Origin of the sequence: Capnocytophaga sp. oral taxon 863 str. F0517 (genome assembly GCF_000466425.1) — a bacterium.
Classification (GTDB): domain Bacteria; phylum Bacteroidota; class Bacteroidia; order Flavobacteriales; family Flavobacteriaceae; genus Capnocytophaga.
Genome location: NZ_KE992086.1, coordinates 21,006 through 46,409, shown reverse-complemented (window position 1 = coordinate 46,409; position 25,404 = coordinate 21,006). Strand labels below are relative to the sequence as shown.

18 protein-coding genes are annotated in these 25,404 nt (G+C 44.2%); 3 read left to right on the top strand and 15 right to left on the bottom strand.

Annotated features, from left to right (window positions below; genetic code table 11):
- Window positions 1-12: 12 nt before the first annotated feature.
- The 7 genes from HMPREF1551_RS00730 to HMPREF1551_RS00700 are packed head-to-tail and all read right to left on the bottom strand — an operon-like array spanning window position 13 to window position 10,952.
- On the bottom strand, window positions 13-1,413 hold the full coding sequence (locus HMPREF1551_RS00730; RefSeq protein WP_021627071.1) for a hypothetical protein: 1,401 nt from the start codon (window positions 1,411-1,413) through the stop codon (window positions 13-15).
- Window positions 1,414-1,417: 4 nt separating this feature from the next.
- Window positions 1,418-2,374: a SoxR reducing system RseC family protein gene (locus tag HMPREF1551_RS00725; protein ID WP_021627070.1), complete on the bottom strand. Its 957-nt coding sequence runs from the start codon at window positions 2,372-2,374 to the stop codon at window positions 1,418-1,420.
- Between the two features lie 6 nt (window positions 2,375-2,380).
- The gene (locus HMPREF1551_RS00720) at window positions 2,381-3,826 is read right to left on the bottom strand and encodes a S8 family peptidase (protein WP_231374942.1); all 1,446 of its coding nucleotides are present in this window, start codon (window positions 3,824-3,826) and stop codon (window positions 2,381-2,383) included.
- Window positions 3,826-4,302, bottom strand: a complete 477-nt coding sequence (locus HMPREF1551_RS00715) for a hypothetical protein (RefSeq protein WP_021627068.1) — start codon at window positions 4,300-4,302, stop codon at window positions 3,826-3,828. Before HMPREF1551_RS00715 ends, HMPREF1551_RS00720 begins: the two co-directional genes overlap by 1 nt.
- Before the next feature lie 3 nt (window positions 4,303-4,305).
- The gene (locus HMPREF1551_RS00710; RefSeq protein WP_021627067.1) at window positions 4,306-5,115 is read right to left on the bottom strand and encodes a hypothetical protein; all 810 of its coding nucleotides are present in this window, start codon (window positions 5,113-5,115) and stop codon (window positions 4,306-4,308) included.
- 10 nt (window positions 5,116-5,125) lie between these two features.
- The gene (locus HMPREF1551_RS00705) at window positions 5,126-7,906 is read right to left on the bottom strand and encodes a virulence factor SrfC family protein (RefSeq protein ID WP_021627066.1); all 2,781 of its coding nucleotides are present in this window, start codon (window positions 7,904-7,906) and stop codon (window positions 5,126-5,128) included.
- A gap of 1 nt (window position 7,907) precedes the next feature.
- Complete coding sequence (locus HMPREF1551_RS00700; RefSeq protein ID WP_021627065.1) at window positions 7,908-10,952, bottom strand: virulence factor SrfB; 3,045 nt, start codon at window positions 10,950-10,952, stop codon at window positions 7,908-7,910.
- A gap of 229 nt (window positions 10,953-11,181) precedes the next feature.
- Here HMPREF1551_RS00700 and HMPREF1551_RS00695 point away from each other — a divergent pair, with 229 nt between their 5' ends.
- Together HMPREF1551_RS00695 and HMPREF1551_RS00690 are read left to right on the top strand one after the other, a co-directional pair.
- Window positions 11,182-12,492, top strand: coding sequence for a DUF389 domain-containing protein (locus tag HMPREF1551_RS00695; RefSeq protein WP_021627064.1), 1,311 nt, complete (start codon window positions 11,182-11,184; stop codon window positions 12,490-12,492).
- Window positions 12,493-12,529: 37 nt separating this feature from the next.
- Window positions 12,530-12,970: a hypothetical protein gene (locus HMPREF1551_RS00690; RefSeq protein WP_021627063.1), complete on the top strand. Its 441-nt coding sequence runs from the start codon at window positions 12,530-12,532 to the stop codon at window positions 12,968-12,970.
- Here the strand turns inward: HMPREF1551_RS00690 and HMPREF1551_RS00685 are convergent.
- The 7 genes from HMPREF1551_RS00685 to HMPREF1551_RS00655 all read right to left on the bottom strand — a co-directional run bounded on the left by HMPREF1551_RS00685 (window position 12,941) and on the right by HMPREF1551_RS00655 (window position 22,477).
- On the bottom strand, window positions 12,941-13,564 hold the full coding sequence (locus HMPREF1551_RS00685; RefSeq protein ID WP_021627062.1) for an RloB family protein: 624 nt from the start codon (window positions 13,562-13,564) through the stop codon (window positions 12,941-12,943). The genes HMPREF1551_RS00690 and HMPREF1551_RS00685 overlap by 30 nt on opposite strands.
- 2 nt (window positions 13,565-13,566) lie before the next feature.
- The gene (locus HMPREF1551_RS00680; RefSeq protein WP_021627061.1) at window positions 13,567-14,808 is read right to left on the bottom strand and encodes an AAA family ATPase; all 1,242 of its coding nucleotides are present in this window, start codon (window positions 14,806-14,808) and stop codon (window positions 13,567-13,569) included.
- Between the two features lie 13 nt (window positions 14,809-14,821).
- A complete protein-coding gene (locus HMPREF1551_RS00675; RefSeq protein ID WP_021627060.1) occupies window positions 14,822-15,394 on the bottom strand; it encodes a Uma2 family endonuclease in 573 nt (190 codons plus the stop codon).
- Between the two features lie 161 nt (window positions 15,395-15,555).
- On the bottom strand, window positions 15,556-18,393 hold the full coding sequence (leuS, locus tag HMPREF1551_RS00670) for a leucine--tRNA ligase (RefSeq protein ID WP_021627059.1): 2,838 nt from the start codon (window positions 18,391-18,393) through the stop codon (window positions 15,556-15,558).
- Window positions 18,394-18,445: 52 nt separating this feature from the next.
- Window positions 18,446-19,876 carry an ATP-binding protein gene (locus tag HMPREF1551_RS00665; protein ID WP_034544027.1) on the bottom strand — a complete coding sequence of 477 codons (1,431 nt, stop codon included), beginning with the start codon at window positions 19,874-19,876 and terminating at the stop codon, window positions 18,446-18,448.
- A 116-nt stretch (window positions 19,877-19,992) separates the two neighbouring features.
- A complete protein-coding gene (locus HMPREF1551_RS00660; protein ID WP_021627057.1) occupies window positions 19,993-20,673 on the bottom strand; it encodes a hypothetical protein in 681 nt (226 codons plus the stop codon).
- Between the two features lie 7 nt (window positions 20,674-20,680).
- Window positions 20,681-22,477 (bottom strand): InlB B-repeat-containing protein, encoded by a 1,797-nt coding sequence (locus tag HMPREF1551_RS00655; protein WP_021627056.1) that lies wholly within the window; start codon window positions 22,475-22,477, stop codon window positions 20,681-20,683.
- A gap of 524 nt (window positions 22,478-23,001) precedes the next feature.
- Between HMPREF1551_RS00655 and radC the strand changes: the two genes are divergently transcribed.
- A complete protein-coding gene (gene radC, locus HMPREF1551_RS00650) occupies window positions 23,002-23,709 on the top strand; it encodes a RadC family protein (RefSeq protein WP_021627055.1) in 708 nt (235 codons plus the stop codon).
- On the opposite strand, the gene HMPREF1551_RS00645 is transcribed toward radC, so the two are convergent.
- Window positions 23,701-25,254, bottom strand: a complete 1,554-nt coding sequence (locus tag HMPREF1551_RS00645; RefSeq protein WP_231374941.1) for a mechanosensitive ion channel family protein — start codon at window positions 25,252-25,254, stop codon at window positions 23,701-23,703. The genes radC and HMPREF1551_RS00645 overlap by 9 nt on opposite strands.
- Between the last annotated feature and the right edge of the window lie 150 nt (window positions 25,255-25,404).

Genomic DNA, 25,404 nt, shown 5'->3' with positions numbered 1-25,404 from the left:
AACTATCTGTATTTAAAAACGTTTGAAAAAACTCCTTAGGAAACCGCCATCCTTGACCACGAAGCTATCCTTGAGAATTTGTTCCATAATGAGTTGTGAGTATTGGGTATGATAAGTCTTTAGTATTTTGTCATAGCAGACCTCCCCTATGGAGAAGGGAAATATCTTTATCATAAATTTGTTATGGGTCTCTTCCTTGGCTGTCTTACAGTTCTCTAAGAGGTTCAGGAACTCTTCCTCTACAAATTCTCCTGCTAAGGTGATGTCTTTGGCCTGATTCGTTGGGTCTTTCTCCTTCTTGATTACATCGAACTTATTGACTACTATATAGATAGCATCGGTCTTTTCCAAGATTTTGTTGTCCTTGAGCATATTTAGGATAGAGGCATAGATGTCTCCCTGCTTATAGGTGCTATAGAAGTTCTCCAAGCGATTGCGGTGTTCCAAGGCATCGAGCACAAAGACGAGTATCTTGCGGTTGTCATTTCTTATATAATTGACAAAGCCGCTTACTTCCTCGGTTTGTATGCCATTTTCAAATATCTTAGCATAGTTCTCCCCTGGCACCTCTACGATATTAAGGGGATGGGGCACCCTATCATCATCCTTGAAGGAGGCGGCTATATAGTTATAGCTACCCGATACGGTCGCTTGGGGGAGGATACCGCGCTCCAGGTCAGAGGTCAGCTGGGCGGAGTACTTATTCCCTTCTTGGTTATAGGAATCAGGGATCATGATGCCTTTCTTGTTGGCATACTGTAACAGCCCTGCCAGCATGACCGACTTACCCGAACCGGCGATTCCTACAAAGAAAAGGTCGGTTCGTCCCTTATCCATAGGGGGTAAGTCCTCAATGGCAAAGGAACGAATAGGGCGCAACTGGAAGTAGTATTGCATGGCATGGATGATGCGCTTGGGTACTCCAGCGGATTCTAAATCGCTATAGGTATATAGGTTGTTATTGAGTTCCTTTTTTATTTGGTCTATACCTACCTCTTCTCTTATAACCTTATCAATAAGCTCCTTCTTAGTATTGGAGGGAGGTGTTACAGAGGACGAGGTAGGGGGCACAAAAGGCTCCTGAGCGACCTTAGTAGGGACAGGATTGGGGCTGAGCTGCCCACCTAAGCTGTTGAAAAAGTCAGAAATCTGATCTTCTATAGAGGAGGCTGCCGGCTGGGCGGATGCCTCTTGAGCTACCTTCACAGCAGCTGGTTCAGGTTCCCTGACAATCCCTTTGCGCAAATCATCGAGGCGCTCCAGCTCTTTTACCTTGGAGAGTTCCAGGTTGTACTGTTTGAACTCTTCTATGCTGATATCTCCCTGGGCTACATATTGGTCTAACTTCTCTATAGGAAATGAGTTGATAAGGGCGTTATCCTGTAGGATACGTTTCTTCTTGATAGGTTCCATGTGCTTAGTATTCTATGATTCGGTCGTCTTTTTCTTGTTCGGTTTTGTAGGCTCTTACCTTATGCAGGAAATAAGGAATGAGTATAAAGAAATGGATCACTACAAATACCCCTACAATAAGCAGGTAATTAGGTGAATACTGCTCATTGAGCTCGGTGAAGCTATCCAAGGGTAAGCGAGTGTTATCCATCTCCAAGGAGAGGGGCACCTCAGCAGGGAAAGGAAGCGCGGCAAGCATTTGCCCTACCTCATCATAACTCTGCTGTACAAACTGATTCAGCTCCTGATAATCGGTGGCTACCTTAAACCAATTCCAATGCTTAAAGTTTTCTGCATAAGCCCTATCCTTTGCCATGATCTGATTGAGCTGATCGAAATGTTCGCGGATCTTAAGCTCATAGGCTCCTTTGCGAGAAGCGATAATATCTTTGATAGAATTGTGCTTGATATCGGCTAAGGTCTGCTCATCTATCTCATAAGGAGGGGCTAAGAGCTGATCTTCGAGCCCATGGGTAGGTTTCTTCTTATAGGCCTTGAGCAGTCGCTCCAATTGCCCATGATACTGCTGCATGGAGGCCTCTTCCGCATCGCGATAGATAGCAAAAAGATCTGCTACCTGGGCTATTTTTTCTTGAGCTTCAGCTTGTACCTTTTCTTTGACATTCGTCTGTATATTGATGGTGTGGGCAGTAAGGACACCGCTGGCAAGTGCTAAGAGCAAAAAGCCCACAAAGAGTACACTCAAAGGGGTCTTATAGTGCTTGCTCACAAGGGTCTGCTTATTGCGCTTAAGTAATCGGATAATACCATAGTATCCTAAGAAAATCAGCAGACCTATCCCTACAGCTACCCAAAGGTTGGAGAATAGAAAAAGGGCTCCTACAAAATTCCCTACAAAGAGCAAAAGGAGGAAAATCAGGGATACTACATCGACAAAGGTAAAATTTTCTTGCTTGAACATAATGTATTAGAATGTTTTGTTATGTAAAATAGTTAAGTTATGCTTCCTTTGAGTATTTTTAAGCAACTTGGCTAAGAGCTGATCCCCGTCATAATCGGGATACTTGGCCTTCAGAGCGATCATAAAGGCACTGACAATAGGCGCTGAAAAGCTCGTCCCTTGCATCACTTCCGACTGACTGCCTGGGCGAGCGACCTTCAGTTCCTCCCCTTGGGCATAGAGGGTCGTATAGCTGCCATAATTGGAGAACTCCGCCTTCTGTCCATCGGGGGTGGTAGCCCCTACCTTGATGGTGGTCTGTGAGCGCTGAAAGGGATCGAAACCGGTCATCACATTGTCATTGCCTGCGGCCATTACGATGATGGTTTTGTTCTGCTGGGCATAGCCAAAGAGTTCTTCCCAAAAGGCCTCTTCGTCCTTGCCTTCCCTTTCTATATAGGCCTGTTGGTAGGCCTCTGGAGCTCCCTGTAGCATCTGTAGGTTGGCACCCAAGGAGAGATTGACCACATCGGCGCGGTTCTTGATGGCATAGAGCACTCCACGAATGACCGAGGAGTTGCTCATCAGTTCATTGGCATCGGCTACCTTGATAGGCATCAGTCGGCAGGAGGGTACCAGTCCTTCTATATCCTCAAAGCGGCTTCCCATAATCAGCGAAGCTACCCCTGTACCATGGTTCTGCTGGGCTGGGCGTACATCTGTGCTTCCATCAGTAGCATTGTAGGGCTTGATACTCTTGCCCTTAAGGGTGGGATGGTTAAGATCAAAGCCATTATCAATCACCGCTACAGTCAGCTGCCGAGCATCCACCCCTCGTAAGGGATAGAGGTTCTCCCCTCTCCAGGCCACATCATTGGCATCTTGCGCCCCTGCGGACATGTTAAATAGGGCTTCATCCCATACCAAGAGCTTATAACCACTCATCCGTTGCTTGACTTCTGCCTTGAAGTTCATCCGTTCTCCCTCCGGCACGCGTACCTGTACATAGTTCAGCGTGCTATCCACATAGCTAAAGAGATATTCAGTAGGATCATACTTCCCCTCGAAGTCCTTGACAAACTGCTCGGTGCGGTAGGTAGTATCCTTAATAGCTATATTGACCAAGTCTGATATGATCTCTCGGTGACTGATACTATCTCGGATAATACGGTCTCTATCAATAGGCTGTATTTGGTAATAATGATCCGGTAGGGAGCGCACACCCCCTGCTCTTTGAGTAGGAAAGCCCACCAAGGGAGGGGCTGCCTGTGCAGGCCTTTGGAACTTCCAAAGTACCGCCACCCAAAAGAAGATACTTAGCAGAAAAGCCAAGATCAACCAAAAATAATAATGTGTTGGGTATTTTTTCATCATTGCTGTGTTTGTATAGACTAAGTACCACACTCCTATGCCCAGTAGAAGTGCTAAGTACAGATATAGATTGTAATAGAATGGATACCGATCTCTCATCATCATTGAGGACAATTGACTTGATAATCCCACTCAGTACCCTCTTGAGGTGCATACATCTCCACTTCACATTCTTGAGGATCTCCTTCTTTGGGGGTATAGTTCCACTCCAATATACCCTCCCCTGATACCAAATCTTTAGTGGTAGCCACTACTTTTCCCTTATAGGTAATAGTAAGCCTATCGGGCTGGCTATACATCTGATATTGTACCACTACCCTACCAGGCTTATTGCCTAATATGTGTTTGATCACCGTACGCCCCTGACCGCCCGACTCTACCGTCGCATTACACTCCACCACTTCAACTGGCGAAGGTTCTTGAGGCTCTTGAGGTTCAGAGATCTGAGAGGCTGTAGGAGGAGTATAAGCACCCTCACAACGGGGCTTCCATAATAGTGCATAAATCAATAGCCCTAAAAGTAAAAAGAATAGTAGGTAATATAACCACCAATTTCTATACCAAAATTTCTTTTCCATAGCCTAATATATGAATGATTGGACAAAAAATACGGCACTGATAAGTGCTAAAAGTAATACCAAAAACCACCAATAGGTCGCGGCAAACTCCTTAAGGAACTCTAAGAAAGACTTACCTTGCTCCTGAGGGAGCGCTTCAGCAAGAGGCGTTTCCTGCCAAGGGATTTCAGCAAGGGGTTCCTCAGGGGTTTCTTCCTCCTCAGGAGTTTCTTCCTCCTCAGGGATTTCCTCTTCTTCAGGGGTTTCTTCCTCCTCTTCTTCCGGCAGAGGGGGCTCCTCCCTCGGGGGTTCAGGGGTGGGTGCCTCCACAGGCTTTGTCTCCTGGGGGGGAAGTACCACAGCAAAAGGCTCCTCCATAGGAGCTTCCTGGGGCTTTTCTTGCGATGCATCTATTTCAGGGCGCTGTATCTGGTAGTTATCAAAAGCCCATCCCCACACCACACAAATATCCTGCCCATTGGTAAAGAGTATGTTGTCTTTCTGCTCAAATACCTTCTGCAATAGCCCTACCCAATAGTGGGCATTGGGATCATTGCTGCGCGAGAGGTTCGCTATATGCTGTTGCAGTTCGTCCTTGAAGGCAAAGTACTTGCGCTGAGCGGCTACCTCCACCGTCTCCTTAAGTCCCGAAAAGGGGGAATACCAGTCCACCTGATGATTCTCAAGGATAGGCTTGGCTAATATATTCTTGAAGGAGGATGAAATACGAGTACGGATAAAGTTGTTCACCAGCTCATAGGTATTGAACAGGTGTTTGTTATCATAAGAGATAGGAACAAACTTATCCGTGGAAAGGGTAAAAAATTGGTTCATAAATATCTTTTTAGTGGGCTATCACAAAGGGTTCATAGGCTTCCAAAAGGGCTTTGAGGGCATTGTTCTCTGCCTCATCGTAAGTGACAAAGCCACTGTTAATCAGTAGCGAAATACGCAAGAGCTCTATCCAGCGATTGTATTTCTCCAAGGCTATGGTATTGACATCCATCTTACTGTTGTCGAACAAGGCTGCAATGGTGGCCTCATCCGTCGGTTTTTCTCTGGCAAAGAAAGAATGAGGCTTATCGGAGACCATTTGCTTAATCTCTCGGTATTCCTCTGTGCTAAGAAACTGCATATCAAAATCATAGACGATCGTATTGATCAGCAAGGAAAAGGTCTCAGCCATGAAGACTTCCTCTCCCTGTATCCCCTTGATCTCGGATATTCGGTTGTCAAATAGCTTGGTGAGCTTCTGGGCGATGCCTCGTTTCTGAACAATCGTCTTGAGGTGATCCACTATAGCTACAATGTTGTGCTTGCCTATCATGTATTGGGTAAAGTCCTCATAGGTGTTGTTATCCAATTGCTCATACCAGTGATCGAGCATCAGCTGGGTATAGTGCTGGGACTTGCTGTGGGAGCGCTTGGCGGTATAGAGGTCATCTATGGCTATGCCAAAGGCCGAGAGTTGCTGGAGCACTTCCTCCTTGGAGCTTAGCCACATATGGCGCTTGAGGATTTCCACAACCTCTTCCTCCGAGCTGGCTTGTGCCAATTCCGGATATTGGGTATGGAGTACCGCTGCGGCATCCAAGTGCTTGTTCTCTTCCTGCTTGATATCTATGATGATGTGGTCATTCAGCAGATTATAAATGGTTATGGGGGAGACACTCAGCTGCTCTATGAATCGGTTAAAAAGGCCGAACTCGCGGGTGAGTGCCATATTGAACTGTAGCTGGAACTGACCCACCAGTTGCATGTTCTTCGCTCGGGCTGCTTGTATATCGTCCGTATGTACATGCCCCGAAAGGGTCTCCTTGAGGCGCTCTAAGGTTTGGTTCAGTAGACTGATGTAATGGTTGATCTTGGTAAGATTGGTCGATACCTTTTCTAAATTCCTCACAATCAGCTCCGAACCGTCCTGATTGATTTGAGTAGCTGCATCCCAAGAGATTTCAGGTGACTCAAAGTGCTTCTTGACAAAGTCAAATTCCACAAAGGACTTGCGTAGGGCGTTCATAAAATCCTGTCGATCAGGGCACAATTGGGTCTCTCGCTTGAACTGTTCGAACCCATCAAAGGTATGTTTCGAATAGTTGAAGTCCCTTAGCAGGTACATATTCTTGAAGTTCGGCGCCGATAGCGACCAATGGGTATGCCAATCGCGCGATTTGGTAACGATCTCTCCTTCGAAAATAGCATTGAACCGGGCAATCCATTTGTGATTCAGCGCGGTATAGTCGTTCAAATACTCATTGTCCGCCCCATCCTTGTAGTAGAGTTGCTCATTGAAAAAGGTATAGATGACAAAAAGCGGAGGTACTGGCGCATTGGCCAAGGCAAGGGTACGTTCCTGGGCATCTGCACCTATATTCTTGCTAATCCAGTTAAATAGCAAATAGGACAATTCATTGATTTCCAACTGCTTGTCGTTATTACAAAACAGTAGGTTATTGATAGAATAGTCATCCGAATACTTATTGAAAAGGTAGGATACCTTACCACGGATAAGCATCTGTTTTTGGTTGTCTTCGTTCTCAATACCTTCTTCCTCTATAGCCAAGCGGGTACGTGCCCCCGGAAAGTCCAATAGGTCGGAATTTTGCAAAAAGGGTTTGGAAGTGGCCAAAGCCTCCGGAATAGAAAATATCAGCTCCTGAATGAGTACCGAAAGGAAGTTCAGGTCTATGGTTACTTCCTGGCCTTGGGCGGTCTTCACCACTGTATCCTTGTGTACCTTGCCCAGTTGCTTGATACGCTCCACATCCAGGATGGCACCTCCGTCCCTTAGGACAGTATCGAACTTCAGGTAGACTTCCTTAGCATAATTCAGGCTATGCAGCCGCTCTAAGAGCTGATTGAAAATAGCCGTCAGGTGTACATTCTTGTTCCACAACACTTCAAAGATAGCCCCCCATTGCCTATAGTCAAAAAGGGAGATGAGCCGTGCGATGCGTTGGAAAAAATGGGTCTCCACCAAGCACTGAAAGAAAATAGAATTGGTATGCTTGGAGAAGTGATTTTCAAAATAATCTTTTACCTCCAATACGTCAAACTCACTGAGATATTCCTGTTGTGGAACACCTGACTGGTTCTCATACCGATTGATATGTGCCTCTAAGTCTCGCTTGGAGAGAAAGGCGGGAATCTTCTTCAGATCCAAGAAGAAGGTATCCAAGATCATAATAAGGATATCCTTAGGCGAGAGGAGCTTCACAGCAAGCGGAAAGTCCGCATACTTGATTGTTTGGCTAATGGTAAAGCGGGTAACCAAGCCGGTACTTTCCTTCCCTCCTGCCGGATTAATGCGCTGGAGAAAGTCAAAGGACTGCTCCCCATTGCGAATCTCAAAAGGATGTTCCTCGGTGGAAAGGAGGTTCTTGATCAGGTAGGACTTCCCTACCTGGCTGGCACCAAAAAGCGCCATCACAGGCTTGGAATCAATATGTTGTAGGATCTTCGCAAAGGTATTGGTAGCCGATTTGAGCTGCAAGAGTACCTCATTGCGCTCTTCGTACTTGAGGTTTTTCTCCACCCACTTGACCGTATCATCCACTACAGCCTTCTTCTGTAGAATAAAATCCTTGATTTGGCTTATATCTTGCTGGGAATAGTTTGTTCGCATCTTACTTGGTGTTTAATATAAATTCACATTTGTCCAACCAATAGCCTTTCTCATCCTCCAAGGTTTGGTAGTGCATGGTAAAGTATTTATGAGGCTTTTCATTGCCTTGGGCATCCTCTACACTTTCTATCTTAATGATTTCCTTGCTCAGTTCATAGTCTCTAGAGAGCTGTACCTTAAGGGGAAGGTTTTGGCGGATAGCGTTCTTCTCTACCTCTATTTGGCGCTTGATATAGTCCTCCCCCTGAGTGGGGTATTTGCGCCTTACATGGGCTTCCAACTCCCTGTCATTGACACGTATGCTATACAGATCCGCATAAGGGTAGTTCTTACTTAGGTACTTGGAGTAGCCAAAGTGATAAGGGAGGGTACTCACTACCCACTCATTTTCATTCTTCTTAGGACTGAGGATGGCTTCCTTCTCTCCGGTATGGGTACGGATGATGTAATCAGCCGTAGAAACAAGCCTTTGGGTCAGCTGCTGAGTCTCCAACCGCAAGTCCTGTATCTTGAAGAGCTTCCCGGCCATAAGGGCGACAATTGCCCCTACACTCACTACCGTCTTGGGGTCTTCTATAAAGCCATTCCCATCGGCAAAGGGATACCAACGCCCTACCCAATAGGTATTGAGGTTGATCAATTTACTGGGTGAGATGGTCAGATACTTCTTGAACAGTTCCTCAAAGCTGTTCAAAGAAGCAGGCTTGCCGGAAAGCACCACAAAATCACACTGATATTGGTTGAAAACAACCGCTATCTGGCGAATAAGGCTATCGAATACCGAAGACACTATCTTATTGACTTGCTTGGGACTGATACGCCAAGGGATTTCCAATAGGCTAAAGCCAAAGTGCTTCTCAAAATAGTCTAATAGGTCTTTGTTAAGGAACTTCCTGCCCAAGATTTCCTCAAAGGTCTTTGTTTCAAGCTCTTTATCAGGCGCATTGGCACTCTTAAGGTAGGCCATCGCAATGGGAATAGCCACCTGATGAACAAAGATTTGGCGATTGATACGTCCTTTCTGTCCCATATTATTGGCATTCTCCCCAAAGAAATTGTTCAATCGTTCGGACATGTTACCAATCCCTTTTCTCCTACCATAGTTCTCTATCACCCCTACACAGCCCTGATCCTGCTCCTCTTGTTCTTCTCCTTCTATAATAATCTTCTGAATCAGGTCTTTTAAGAGGTCATCTCCGGCAAATCTAAAGCTGTCCCAGAACAAAGGCGTCGGAATTAGCAAGTCGGAGTCCTTACCGTTTTCCTTGAGCTGATATTGGTTCACCAATATATCGGTCGTACCAGCCCCTATATCTACCGAGGCTACCCTGAGGGTATTCTTCCCTTTGAACAAATAGTTGTCTATCACATAGTTATCCCCCTTGAGCTTCTTCAGTATAAGGCTATAGAGGAAGACTAACTGACAACAAGTAGCCTCGTCATAGCTCCAGTCCTTACGCTCCTCAAGCTGGGAGAGGTTTTTCTTGATATCGGCAGTAGAAGGGATAATTTCAGGTTTCTCGAACCAAAATTCCTTATAGTTCTCATCGTCAAAGTAATAGGCCACATAGTTCTTCAGCAGCTCACAGGCCTCTTCGGCTGCCTGGCGTAGGGCTACTTGCTCGGCCTGTATCATGGCCGTAGGACAGGAGATGGTAATACGCTTGAGCGTACGGGGAATCTTCATATCCCCATGTTCCTCACGGAAAGCATAGGAGTTAATCTGGGCATAGGCATGTACCAAAATTTCCAAGAAGACAAACTTCATCAGTGACTTGCGGGAGAAAAGCGGCTTGGACATGAACATCTCATGGCCGGTGACCAGCTCCCCATCATTCTTGATTTGGTTGGTAATTCCATTGAGGTATACCTTCTTGACACTGCGTGCATCCTTAGGGTTGAACTCCCACTCCCGTTCCGAAGCACCATCATCCCATAGGTAGCGCTTCGGACTGGAGTTATAAGCCTTCAGTTCGTAGCCTCGAGAGAAATCCACCGAGAGGGAACCAATCAGGTGCTCTGCCTCCCAGCCGATACGCACCAGGCTCGGTACGGTGAACTTCTTATTGTCCGAGGTATCATTGATCTCCCCAAACTTGGATTCAGAAAAGACCACATTCATAGGAAAAGGATCTGCATATTCCCGATGAGGATAGGTATAGTCCTGTATAATGAGCTTCTTGACACTCTCGAAATTGAAGGTGTTATCATCCTTATTCTCAAAAAGTAAGGCACAAGTAGCCGAATTGCCTATATCTATCACCAAGTCTACCTCTTTTTTCTTCGTCCTATCCGAGAAAAGCTGTATCTCTGGCATCTGCGAAAGGCTGCCCAACCACCGAAGTAGCATCAGATAACTCGCTACATACTGCTTATAAGGCTGTTCCAAGCGTAAGTCTTCATTCTTACCATAATAAAGGTCTTCTATATATCTGTTAATCCACGGAGATGCAAAATCAGGATCCGAGAGTACATGCCCTATATTCAGTGCCGAGGTCTCCAACCTAAAGATATTTTCATCTTCATTCAGGCTCAGCTCAGGACTGGTCTTATCCGAGGCATTCTGGGCTAAAAGCGTATCTACCGCTAAAATAATCTTTGCCGAGGTAAAGCCCTCTTCTGTCTCTTCACAATCGATGAATACCCGCACCCAATCGGTAGGATAGAGTACATCCTTATTGATCGCATTGTCCTTGAAATAAGGCAACGGAATCCACTTGCGTTGGAACTTTTTGAGTGCTTTGATCAAGTCGCGCTCCTGATAAGCATCCATGAATTCCTGCAAACCACTCCTATCCATATCCTCCTTGATACGGCCATTGGCCACAAAGTCTCCTTCCTGAAGCTGCTGCCATCTATAATAGACCGTATCCCCCTCCTTGGTATACTTAAAGAGAGGATCCAATACGTACTCATCTGTATGAGTATTGAAAGAATCTCTATAATAGAGGATATTCTCAGGACGTTTCCCGAAATCCTTATCTATAGCCGTCGAAAATTTTAAATATTGGATGCCCGAATTGGCAATCAGTGTTGTTTTCTTCATCCTTTTTGTTTTTCATTAACTTATCTTGGCAAATAGTGTACCTTAAATTCGTCAAAATTACAACATTTCCTCGGATAAATAAAAATTTTAGAAGATTTTTTTATCCTCATTTTTACTTATATTTATCTAATCGATTGATTATCATTATATTATCATCTCGTCATTGATTATTGTTTAATTGAATATTAATTCCTATCTTTGCAGTCGTAAAATTCTTATTCGAAAAAGTATGAGTTTCTTCAAGAACCTCCTAAACCTACATCAGGGAGAGGAGAAAAAAGAAAAGGTGATAGAGGATATCCTAAGTAATATTTCCTTCCGTGGAGCAAACCTATGGGTTTTGGCTTGTGCCATTCTCATTGCCTCCATTGGGCTGAATGTCAATTCTACAGCAGTAATTATCGGAGCCATGCTCATCTCCCCACTGATGGGGCCTATCGTCGGGGCTGGGTTTGCCTTGGCTACCTATGACTTCGATCTGCTTAAGAAGACCGGACGCAGCCTGCTGATAGCCACTATCGTCAGTCTATTGGTATCCTTTATCTACTTCTATATCAGCCCATTCAAAGATGCCCAATCAGAATTATTGGCACGTACCTCCCCCACTATCTATGATGTACTGATTGCCTTCTTCGGTGGTGTAGTGGGCGCTATCTCCCTCACCCGAGAAGAAAAGGGAAACCCTATCCCAGGGGTAGCCATCGCCACCGCCCTTATGCCTCCCCTCTGTACCGCTGGCTTCGGCTTGGCAACAGGTAATTTAAGCTATTTCTTAGGCGCTTTCTACCTCTATAGCATCAACTGTTTCTTTATTGGAATCGCTACTTTCTTAATTATCAAATACCTGAAATATACACCTAAGAATACAGGCAATGAAAAACTCAACCAACGCCTACGTTATGTGATTACCTCCTTGGTGATTCTCATTACCACTCCCAGCCTTTACTTAGCCTATACGCTTTTTCAGGAAAAGCGTTTCCATGAGAATGTCGCTCACTATATCACCACTGAGTTTGAAAACAATGGCTATACAATCATCTACAAACGTATCCGCTACAATGCCTCTCCTAAAACAATTGAATTGGCTTTCTTAGATAAGAAATTCAGCGATGAAGAGGAGAAAAACCTACAAGACAACCTCAGAAAATTCAATATCTCCAATACAGAGCTTATTATCCGCCAAAAAGAATCGGATATTAGTCAAGAAATACTCTCTGAAATCAACAAAAATAAGGCTTCACTCTCCAGCAAAGATGTAAAAATAAAACAGCTTACCGAGGAGTTAGAAAAGTATAAAATAGAAGATTCCGATTTTGCCAAGGAAGTGAAGATTCTGTTTCCTAATATCAGGGATTTCTCTTTTGGTCGCCTAAATAGTTTTGCTTCTGATAGCCTCTCCACCACTACGCTCATGCTCTATACCCCTATCAGGGAACAAGTCAAGGGCAAGGAAGTGGATAAAGAGGTCGATATAGCACGCCTCCAAGAGTGGCTTGCCCAAAAGTTTGCCGACAAGCATATCAAGATTATCAAGGAGTAAATGATAGTTCTTTGGCAGGTACTTAACTTTTTACCTTATGAGATTATTTCTATTCCTCGTATCCTTATTCTCTTTATCAGTCAAGGCACAACTATTTGAACCCTTGGACAAATGGGGGGTACGTACCGCCTATACCCATACCAATGGCAGCCGCGACTTCGGCTTTGTAGGAGCCTCGCTCAATAGTATCGCTGTAGATCGCAGTGGCCTGGCCGCCATAGGGGCTAAGGTATATGCAGGCACTCACATAGGAAAGCGCGACCACTGGCGGCTAATCCCCGAAATAGGCACCGATGCCTTCTTTATCTTACCCGTAGGCGCCGGTGTCTCTGTAAATACGGAGGCCATAACACCCCGTATAGGTATCTCACTGCTTGGGGTCTTAGAATTCTACTGGGGACAATCCTTCCCCTTCAAAGAAGAAACCAGCTTCAAAGGACGTACCTTTTCACTTATTGTCAATATATACGGGTTCTAATAGCAAAGGCATCTCACACATAGCCCTATTATATGCTTGGGTATCAAAGTTCCCTAAAGCAGTAGCATGGCTTATGGCTGTTTTGAGATAAGGCTTTAGTTGCTTATAAATGTCATTATTGCTTTTCTTAAAGAATTTTTCTGTTTTCTCATAGTCTTTCAGGTGCTGGCTAACTTCCTTTTCAGCATCAGCACAGGCTGCAAATACTTTTGTGGTCTTTCTAAAATGCAATAAAAACCAATATTCCAAACAAGGATTATTTACTATCACCACTACCTTTTGATTCTTTGAAAGACTCTTGTAATAGGCTAAAAACTTTTGAAGTGATGAGGAATTACTCTTCTTCTCTCGTTCTTCTTTTAGGAATACATCAAGATCTACAATCCAAAAAACTTTATCATACTCCTGCTCTGAGAGGGCTATAACCAATTCATATTGTTGGTCAATATTCTTTTTCTGTAGAATTTTAGGCGTTATGTCAAAAAGGATATTGGGTTCATTCTGCTTGAGCATTTGCAGATACCAATATTCTGTTTGGCCATCTACCACTACCGCAAAAGCTTGTTTGGTAAGTTTGTTTCTTCCTCTTCTCATAACTACTCTACATCAATAAAAGTATCAGACAAACGAGGTACTCCACTGAATTTCCCTATCTTATAGGCATTCAGTACATTCTTTATAGCAGAGGTATCAAAATCTGCCAAGGAATAAAGTTCAGTAGCACAATCTCTTCCTTTGTCAGTAAACCATATCACATCATTTCTAAAAATATCCCTATCGCCCAAAAGCTCTCGATTGTGAGTAGTGGCAATCAGTTGCGACTGCCGAGCATTCTGTAAGAAAGAAAGTAAGAAATGAGTATAAAGGTCGGGGTGCAAAGAGCTTTCCAATTCATCAATAAGGAAGATAGTAGGTTTTTTGATAAGCAATGCTAATAACCCTGCAAATCCATAAAAACGCTTAGTACCTTCGGATTCTTGCTCCATTGGTAGATTATAATGAGTATCATTAATCGTATGTTGAACAATAATACGCCCTTTAATCTCTATTTGTCCTTTAAAAAATCTTAGTAAGTCTTCTGGGATAATTTCTTCTTTCTTTCTTATAACCATATCTGAGATATTAAAATCAGCTTTCTTTAATATCTCTAGAACTTCTCCCTTAGTTAATTTTTTTTCATCTATTTTATTGGTTATATAAGTGTCTAATTTTGTATCAGGTGCTATAATAGACTTCAAATAACTTCCAAACCAATCCATTACTTGTCTAAATTCTTCGAGATTGATATTTGTCTTTAAAAAACCTCCCAGTACGGTATTGTTCCACAAGGTATTGAGTTCTAATACTTGTTGAGCGCTTTTATCAAGTGCTATTAGATTCCCAAAGTTAATTTTAGTAAGCTGTTCCTCTATATCAGTAGTACGCTTATACACTAATTTTTTTTCAGGAGCATCTCTGTACAAGGCTTCTGAAATGACTGCTTGGCTTGTAAAAGTAACTCCATATTCATAGCAAACCTCCTCTTGCACGAACTCTATAGTAAGTTCGGTAGATTGCTCAGGTGTATTAGCATCAAAAAGATAAGGTGAGAAATCCAGTATATCTGTCTTTTTTTCTTTAGGATTCACTACCAAATCTCTTAAGAAATCAAGGGCTTTAAGTACTGTTGTTTTACCTGAAGCATTGGCTCCATAGATAAGTGCCAACTTCAAGAGTCGCTTACCTGCTGCACGTACTACATAAGTATCTTCCAAATGTTCAGAAGTATCAGCTTCAAACGACAATATCTGTTTATCTTTTATGGAGCCAAAGTTTTGTATGCTAAAATTTACAATCATCTCAATAAAGGATTTAAAAAATCTCCGCCAGATTGATCTGTAAGTCTGGGAATTTCACAGGCGAGATGGTTTCATCTGCAAAGCGTGGTCTGAGACCTATATAGGTATCTCCTTGTAAGACAAAGATATCTACTTCCTTATGGTCAGGGCGTACAACCCAGTACTCCCCTACTTTTGCTTCCTCATAGATACTTAATTTCTTACTAAGCTCCTTCTCTACGTTGCTCGGTGAGACAATCTCTACAACCCAATCAGGCGCTCCATAACAACGCTTGCCATCGGCCAATTTCTTCGGGTCACATACCACACACAAGTCAGGTTGTAGTACGGTATTCTCCTTACCGTCAGCTGAAGGAAGCACCACATCAAAGGGAGCTGCAAAAAGCTCACAAGGCTTCCCTTCAAGGTAATTACCTATGGTAAGCATTAATTTCCTTGATATTCGTTGATGATCAATAGAAGGGCCTGCCATCTTAAAGAGTTTCCCTTTTAGGAGTTCCACACGCTCTTCAAACTTCCAAAGCAGATATTCTGCATAGGTATATAACCCATTGATAGGGTCTAACTGATTGATATCCGTTACCATAATAGTTTTAAGTTTTGAGTTACTAAATATTTATCCCTCAAATGTTATACTTTAGATATTTTTGCCTACTTTATTTGAGTTCATAATAAGTACCTACATGCTCCAAGTTGTTTAAGTGGTTAGCCCTCAATTTCTAATCACTGACAACTAACCACTAATAACTAACTCACTACATTGATAATCCTATTTGGCACTACGATGACCTTTTTAGGGGCTTTGCCTTGGAGTTGTTCTGCGGTCTGAGGATCGGCAAGGATGGCTTGCTCTATCTCAGCAGCAGACATATCGGTAGGGAAGGCACGCTTGAAGCGTACTTTGCCGTTAAATGATACAGGATATTCCTTACTATCCTCTTGCAAATACTTTTCTTCGTGGGTCGGATAAGGCGCATAGGTGATACTTTCGTTATGACCCAAGTGTTTCCAAAGTTCCTCCGCTATATGGGGTGCAAATGGAGCTACCAGTACCGCCAAAGGCTCCAAAATAGCCCTATGGTGACACTTAAGGGCAGTCAGTTCATTGACACAGATCATAAACTGACTTACAGAGGTGTTGAACGAGAAGCTCTGTATATCCTCATTAACTTTCTTAATCGTCTTATGGAGCGCTTTGAGCATCTCGGCCGTTGGGGCTTCTTCGGTCACTTGCCAGCCGCTCTCTGAGAAATACAAGCGCCATAGCTTGCGCAAGAAATTGTATGTACCTGAAATCCCTGCGGTGTTCCAGGGCTTGGCTTGTTCCAAGGGGCCTAAGAACATTTCGTAGAGACGCAAGGTATCCGCCCCATATTGCTCACAAATATCATCAGGATTGACCACATTGGATTTGGATTTGGACATCTTTTCTACTTCACGCCCTGTAATATACTTGCCGTCTTCTTCTAAAATAAACTCAGCATCCGCAAATTCTTTGCGCCACGCCTTAAATTTATCAATATCCAACTCATCGGAAGTATCTTTCAAAAGAGAAATATCCACATGAATGGGTTGGACTTTTTGGCCTTTTACCTGATCTTTGGAGACAAAGGTATGAGTACCCTCCAAGCGATAGACAAAGGCACTCATTCCCAAGATCATTCCCTGGTTGATGAGTTTCTTAAACGGTTCTTCCGTAGGGGCAAAACCGCGATCTTTGAGAAATTTGTTCCAGAAGCGGGAGTACAAGAGGTGCCCCGTAGCATGTTCGCTACCTCCTACATAGAGGTCTACATTTTGCCAATAGTCGGTTACAGCTTTGGTAGGGAAGACAGCGCGGTCGTCTTTCTCCATCATATATTCTAACCAATACCAAGAGGAGCCTGCCCAGCCTGGCATGGTATTAAGCTCCAAGGGGAATACACTCTTATGGTCTATCAGCTCATTGCTCACTACCTCGTGATTGACTGTATCCCATGCCCAAGTGGTGGCATTGCCCAAGGGTGGATTGCCCTCTTCGGTAGGGAGGTACTTCTCTACTTCTGGCAAAAGGATAGGCAGGTACTGCTGCTCAATTACCTGTGGCAAACCGTCTTGGTAATAGATAGGAAAAGGCTCACCCCAATAGCGCTGACGAGAGAAGACCGCATCGCGCAAGCGGTAGTTTACCTTAGCCTTACCGGCTCCCTTAGCTTCTAAGGCGGCTAAGACCTTATCAAAAGCCTCCTGGAAACTGGTGCAACCATCCAAGAAATCCGAATTTTGGTAAGTCATTCCTTCCTTGTCAGTAAAGGCATTTTCTGATATATCTTTGTCAAAAATATTAATCATATCAGGCATCCCCTTGGCTCCTTTGAAGTACTGGGCAAAGGCGTAATCGCGCTCGTCCCCCGCAGGTACAGCCATCACCGCTCCCGTACCATAACCTGCCAATACATAGTCCCCTATCCAAATAGGCACTTGCTCCCCTGTAAGGGGATGTACCGCATAAGCTCCTGTAAAGGCGCCTGATATAGTCTTGGTATCGGCCATACGATCGCGCTCGGAGCGCTTAGCAGTATCGGCTATATAAGCCTCCACTTCCCCACGTTGCTCCTCGGTGGTAATCTCAAGCACTAAGGGGTGCTCAGGGGCCAAAGTAAGGTAAGTAACCCCAAAGAGGGTATCAGGACGGGTAGTGAAGACGGTAATCTTTTGGCTGCCTCCGGCAACTGTAAAATCAATACTCGCCCCTACCGACTTACCTATCCAGTTACGCTGACTTTCCTTGATGCTCTCACTCCAGTCTATAGTGTCCAAGCCTTGCAAGAGGCGCTCCGCATAGGCGGTAATACGCATGCTCCACTGGGTCATCTTCTTGCGAATTACAGGGTAGCCACCACGCTCGGAGAGCCCATTGATTACCTCGTCATTGGCCAAGACAGTACCCAAGCCTGGACACCAATTCACTTCCGTTTCAGCCAAATAAGTCAAGCGGTACTTAAGCAGAATACGTTGCTGCTCCCCCTCTGTAAAGGCTTTCCACTGCTCGGCGGTGAAGGTCGGCGTATCCTCATCACAAGGGGCACTAACCCCTACATTACCTCCTTTTTCAAAAAGGGCAACAAGTGTTTCGATAGGCTCAGCCTTATCGGTTTCGTTGTTATACCAAGAGCTAAAGAGCTGAGCAAATATCCACTGGGTATGGCGGTAGTAGGCCGGATCGGAGGTCTTCACCTCACGACTCCAGTCAAAGGAAAAGCCTAATTTGTCCAACTGCTCTCGATAGCGAGCGATATTCTTCGCAGTGGTCAGGGCAGGGTGTTGCCCTGTCTGGATCGCATACTGCTCGGCAGGTAGGCCAAAGCTGTCATACCCCTGGGGGTGCAACACATTGAACCCCTTATGGCGCTTGTAGCGCGCTACGATATCGCTGGAGATATAGCCCAGCGGGTGCCCCACATGCAAGCCCGCCCCTGAGGGGTAGGGGAACATATCAAGCACGTAGTACTTAGGTTTTGTACTGTTATTCTGGGCTTTGAAGGTTTGGTGTTCAGCCCAATAAGCCTGCCAATAGGCTTCTATTTCTTGGTGATTATAGGTCATAGGTGTTGGGTTTGAGGTATTAGTTCTAAGTGCAAAGATAGTGATAATTTTGTCAATGGGCTAATTGTCCTACATTATAGGCATAAAGGGCAGAAGGTACAAAGGTAAAACTCATATCTTCCAAAGATTTAGTGCCTATGGTATCTTTGGTAGTTACAAAAGCACTTTTCAGAGCGTTTGCCTTACAAAAGCTCATAAGGCTCGTAAGGTCTTGCGGCATTTGGTAGTACCTATTGCTCCACTTGATCTCCACTGCCCACTGGGGTTTGAAGCGCTGAGGATCTATCCGTACCAAATCTACTTCTCCTTCACCACGTCCTTCCTTCCAGCGTGCATAAGTCAAATGCATACGTTCATGGTGCATCCATTGGGAGAGGATGGCCGTCTCTACCATATTGCCCATCTCTTCATCATCTTCCTTGATAGGTGAAAAAAGAGCCGTCCGCAGCGATGGATTGGTCAGATAAATCTTAAAACTAGTTACCCGCTTCAGTTTTTTAGCCGTGATATCTACCTTGTTAAGTACCTTTATAAGAAAAGCCGCTTCCAAGTATTCCAAGTATTTCTTGAGGGTTTCTTTGGAGATACCACTTTCCTTGGCTATCTTCTCATAGGAAAATTCATTGCCTGTATTATAGGCTATATAGCTAAAGAACCTATTGAGTTCTTGTACATCTTTGATACCATAGAGGCTGGGTAGGTCTCTTAGGAGCACCTTATCTACAATATCATTTTTGATATATCGCCCCATATCCTGCTGTATTTTCTCAGAGAAAACTACTTCGGGATAACCTCCAAAATTCAGATATTGTACAAAAAGCTGGTTAAGCGCTCCTATATGGGGCGTTGTCCAATAGGGCAGCGCTGCTCCTGCATAAGTGATGGTCTGTTGTTGTAATAGGTGACTTTCCCCTTTTAGATGAATAAATTCCTCAAAGGTAAGTGGGGGCAGCATAAAGTCGGTAAACCTGCCCGCACCACTCTCCGTACTATGCCACTTGAGTGCCGCAGCTGCCGAGCCTGATACGACAAACTTCGTCTCAGGGTAGCTATCTACCAATATCTTAAGGTGTCGCTCCCAATCCTTGAGGTATTGTATCTCATCAAAGAATACATAACATCCCTTAAAATCGGTACCATTGACCGCTTTCTGACATATATCCAAAATGTCCTGCAAACTCAGATTGATATAGATAGGGTTATCAATTCCTACAAAGAATAGTTTCCCAGGGGATACCCCTTCACTGATAAGGCGTGCGATGGTGTGGTACATAAGCACCGTTTTGCCTACCCGCCTAGGACCCATCAGTACGATCGCACGGCGTAGCTTAAGGTCAGCTACAAAAGGATAAAACCACTCAAAATACAACCTACGTGGCATATTCTCATAGGTATCAAGAATCTGATGACTTGTCCACCAAGGATTTTCATACTGTAACCGCTCTATTATTTTCTCAGAAGGAATAAGTCCTGAACGCTTCATCATGGTAATTTTGGGCAAAGATAGTGATAATTTGCCAATTCTCCAATAAAACTAATGTGCTAATTAGCTAATGAATAAATTAGTTAATTAGCACATTCTATAGTTATCGCTTCTTTCTATGGCTTATTCACTACGATGGTATAGTGTGTATTGCTCAGCTGGTATCGGTTAGGGAATACTTTTACCGTAAAGTCGCCTTGTAGCTTAGTGGGGTCTATCCCTTTGGCGGTTACTTGAACTTTTTTTCCATCGGTTAGTGTAGCAAGGGGTTCGTTAGCTGTTACCTTGAGGTAATCGGTGGAGAGCTTCTGTACATTTTGGGCAAGCCAAAGTCCATTTGCCTTGCGTGCTACGTACTTGATCTCCGATACGCGTTCTCCTTGGGCATTGTAGAGTCCTTGTACCAGAGGAGCCACCTGGGGTACTGCTATCCCCAGGGTGAAGGTCTGTTTCTTATAGGTGATCACTACACTTGTAGGCTCAGTAGGCTGTTGGAGTACCTTTATAAGAAGTTGGTTCCCTTGTTTTGTAACGGTCACCGCCTGGGCAGAGCTGCTAGGGCTTACCGTAGCGGTATATTCATTTTCAGGTACATTGACCGTTAGGCTGGTGCTACTCCCTACCCCTATGGTAAGGGCGCTATGCTCACTAAGGGGAGCCCCTTGCCCTTGGGTGAGGGTAAGTTTCGTTTCTTCAACTGGAGCAGTAGCAACAGGATCCTCATCTTTCTTACAGCTACTGACAAGCAATGTCAGCGATAGGGAAGCCATTAGGAAGGTTCTTTTGATAGCTTTCATTTTAGTTTTATTTTACAGTTATAAGGTATTCTATATCAGTCCAACCCTCTGGGTTATTGGGTAGTTCGGCTACCAATCGGTAAGTACCTGCCTGAGTGAAGACCAATTTTTGGTTCTCTATTTTCCCAATGGCTTGCGATAGCGTATTTCCATCGGCATCGGTAAGGTGGTAGCGTATCTGTTCTACAGCTATGCTACCCAAGCCTTGCCAAGGGGTCAAAGAGATCTGCTCTTGAGGGGCTACCTCTGTAGGGAATGAAGCAATATAAGGAGGTAGTGCTTCTTGTTCAGAAGGTTCCGATGGCTGGGGTTGCGGCTGAGGCTCTGGACTTGGTTGGGGCTGAGGTTGAGTTTCCTCTCTCTGGCTTACCGTTACGGTAAGCACCGCCTTCTTGCCATTGGTGGAGCTCGCTTCCAGCGTTGCAGTTCCTGCTGCCAAGCCTACTACCTTGCCGTTTTCCACCTTCGCTACCGCGGGGCTGTTAGACGTCCATATGATCGCCTGGTCTGCTGCATCGGAGGGTACCACCGTTACACTTGGCAACCCCTTACTTTCTCCTTCTTTAAGGCTTAAGGTACTGAAGGAAAGACTAAGTGACTGCACTGGAACTTCAAAGATAGCTTGAATAGTTTCATTTTGTGTGACATTGGATAGTGTATAACTACTTCCTGTATCAACCATTTGACCATTTCTTTTCCAGCCTTTAAAATTCACATTTGCCAAGTTTGGAACTTGGAAAGTTACACTTCCTCCACTCGTTACTTCTTGAGACTGAGATGGCGCTAATTCTCCTCCATTGGTATCTACGATTTGCAAGACAACATTAACCTTCGGCTTAGGAAGCTCTGTAAAGACTGCTTTGATAGAGCGGTCTTGAGTCTCCATCGTTATAGTAAGGGGATTTTCAGTTACGTTCTGACCATTTTCTTCCCAGTGATCGAATCTCCAGCCTTGAGCAGCTTGCGCGGTAAGCGTAGCGCTTTCTCCAGGCTTCAATTGATTCTTGGATACAGAGACGGTGCCTTGTCCTTCTTGTGAGAGATTCAGATTATAGGTTCGAGCGTCTATAAGCGTAATAATCTGAAGACTTGATGCACCAGGCACTCCATTTGGAAGTGCATTCGAAGAGGTATCTCCAAATGCAACAACAATTTTTACTTTACCGTTTACAAAGTATCCTTTCTCTCTTCCAATTCGCAATAAGTCTTTGAGAGCCATTTCACTACTTTCTGAAAAAATAGTTTCCTCAAATTTTTCAAGCATTTCAAGAGTTAGATTTTCAGGGTCTAGTCCAGGAGTCGCAAATCCCCATCCTTTGGCTGGGAAAACATTAGGAACAACTAATTTATCATTTTCATTAGTCGCTTTAACCTCTATTGGATTTGCTTGGAGGTCACTTTTCCCATTGTAACTTAGCTCACCATAGTAGTTTATATCACCTAAGATATCGCAGATATAGGATACCCCATTCTCAGTATAAGAGAACTCAAAAGATAAAACTCCTGCTTCAACAACAAACACCTTTCTACCTTGGATTTCAATCGTTCGATTACTTCTTACAATACTTAAGTTTTGATATTTTTCTGGGAAGGTAATAGCAAATTCTACTCCATTTTTTGCTAAAATCCGAGTTCGCTTAAATTCAGGGCCTCGAGGTCTTTTATTGATAGCTAAAGATTCTATCGAGACGTCTTCCCCTTGTGTTCTAACGGTTTCTTTATAATGCCTCTGCGCAAGGGAAACAAAGCTTATGCCAAGCGTCAGCAGTAGGAACGCAATCAGCTTTTGAATCTTATTTTTCATTTTTAGGTGTTTTTTTAGTTATATTAGTTTATAGTGTCAAATAAAATTTCTTTCTTTATGGTTCTCATCATGGTAATTTTCGGCAAAGATAGGGATTATTTGCCAATAATTCAAATAAATAGTTAAAAAATAGAAGCATAGGTGTTTATGTAATTTGTAAGTAATTCATTATCAATGTTTATTTTTCACATCCCCCTCACATACTCCGCTCTCGCGGACTTTCCCCTTGAGGGAAGTCCGCGAGAGCGGAGTATGTGATGTAGAACGCTGAACTATCATGCTGGTTATCAGTATATTTAGGTTAAACTTTCACCACTCTACTTGATACCACTCTGTAACTCCCCCCTTGAGGCAAATCCGCGAGAGCGGAGTATGTGAGGGGGGATGTGTATTCGCAAGAGCGAAGTATGTGAGGGGGGATGTAGAAAAAAACATCCTAAATATCAATAGATTAAAAGTACATTGCCTCATTGACCAATTGTCTTTTTTTTCGTAAATTTGTACTCAAAAATACAAAAAATCTTATGACTAAAAATCCTTCCTCCTCCCAGCGGCTCTCTATCAAGGACTGGGCAGATAGCGATCGCCCACGAGAGAAGATGATCTCCCAGGGTAAAGCAGTACTCACCAATGCCGAGCTCTTAGCTATCCTCATCGGCTCGGGCAGTGCCAGCGAAAGTGCGGTGGCACTAAGCCAACGTATCTTGGCCTCGGTAGCCAATAGCCTAACAGCTCTGGGCAAGCTGACCCTCCCACAGCTACTGGCTTTCAAGGGTATCGGCCAGGCCAAGGCTATTACCATCTTAGCCGCTACCGAGCTCGGGCGCAGGCGCAGTGCAGAAACACCCGAACCCCTCCCCAAGATTGAGCGTGCCGAGGATGTCTTTTCCCTTATGCAGCCCCTTATTGGCGAACTTCCTCATGAGGAATTTTGGGTCTTGTATCTCAGTAGTGCCGCTCGGGTAATGCACAAGGCACGGCTCTCGGTAGGGGGTATCACCCATACGGTGGTGGATATTCGCTTGTTACTGAAAACGGCCTTGGAGCAAGGGGCGGTCTCTATGATCTTGATACACAACCATCCTTCAGGGAGCCTTACCCCCAGCAAGGAGGATATCCAGCTTACCCAGAGGGTCAAAGAGGCAGGACAGCTATTGGACATCCGCCTCTTAGATCATGTCATTATCACCGAGAAAAACTACAGAAGCCTCGCCGAAGAGGGCTTATGCTGAGCGAGTGTTGCCCTTGATCTCTACAAATTCAACCGAGGTGAGCTCTATACCACGCTCACGGAAAGCGTTATAGATATTCATAATCAGGTCGGACTTGATGATATACATATGTTGTGGCTCGAAGGTTACCGCATTGATCTCATAGGTGGCATTCAGCTCATTGAGCGAAATGTGATAGATGTAAGGGGTGATCTTATCCGTTACCCCTTTGGTGGCTTGAGCGGCTGCGATAAGGGTCGCATCGACCTCTTCCAAGCGAGCATCATAGCGCACTTTCACCTGAGTGGTGATCACCAGCCCAATGCTACGCCCTATCGAAGAAAAGTTCATGGTCGAGCAGGAGAGAATCATGGAGTTGGGTACCGTAATCTCTTCATTGTTAATCGTTTTAAGCCGCGTTACCAAGCTATCCCTATGGATTACCATTCCTATATAGTCTCCTACCTTGATCCAGTCATTCTCCCGAAAAGCACGCATATAGATGATAAAAATCCCTGCCAATCCATTGGAAATCGTAGAGGACGAACCAAAGGAAATCAAAAGTCCTAAGAAAATAGATACTCCCTGAAAAGCCGAGGAGCCAGAACCTGGTAGGTAAGGAAAAATCACTATAAAGATAAAACAAATAAATAATATCCTCGAGATGTTATAAGTAGGCTTGGCAAACTCCTTATAGAAACCCTTGATCTTAAGCGCTCCCCGCTCTATCTCATAGAGGAAAAAGCGCATCAAGTTCAGTATCATACGTGCAATCAGGACTATGATCCCTATGATTACCAAGTTGGGCAAATAATTCACTATAGCATTTCCTACTTCACTTAAGGGGTCTAAGATGAGTTTCAAGAGCCGCTCCGCCCACATCTGGGTAGAGGGAAAGAGCTTCAAGGCAAAGGGAATACTTACAAAAATGATGATAAAAAACAGTATCAATCGAATCAAAGTCAGTACCTTGCCCAAGATATACTTCATATTATCTCGGTTAAGTATCTGATAGTTCTTCAGCTTGACTCCTTTTTTGAAGAAAGAATGCTTTAGCAGCTGTTCCTGTAGTTTCCTAAAGAGAAAGTTCAGCAGATAGAACAAGATCGCAATGGCGGTAATGAGCAAGACCAATTCCCCTATACGCAAAAGGCGCTTTTGCATACTGTGTTCCTCCCTGTAGTGGGTTACCGCTCGCAAGATATCCCTTTGGAAGGATTTGGCCAATTCCTCTTGGGGAAGGTAGGCTAAGATAGCATCTTCCTCACTGACAGCCTGGATCCATTCCCCTTGATAGCTTACCATAAGAAGGTTATTGTAGGAACTTATCTTAAGCGAATCCTTATGGAAAATAGGCAGTTCGGCCAGCTTGCGGAGTTTCTCCTTGGTATATTCGGTACGTTCCAAGGGAGTATTAAGCCCCAAAGTAGTATAGATGGTGTAAAGGGTATCATGCTCCAAGCATACAGGAGCTCCATTGACCTTGGAATAGATACGCTTGATTTCTTCTTGGCGCTGGATTTTGTAGAGGGAATCTTTCTCCGTCTCTATATGCCGAGTATCCATAAGTAGCAGTGATTGCAACTCTTGGCTTCAGTACATTCACCTTAAGCGAATCTTGGCTGCGCTGTATCCTCATACTGCCAATTCCACCCCCCAAGCAGGATTATTCATTAATGCAGATCAATAGTTAAAATAATATACTTTATATAGTAA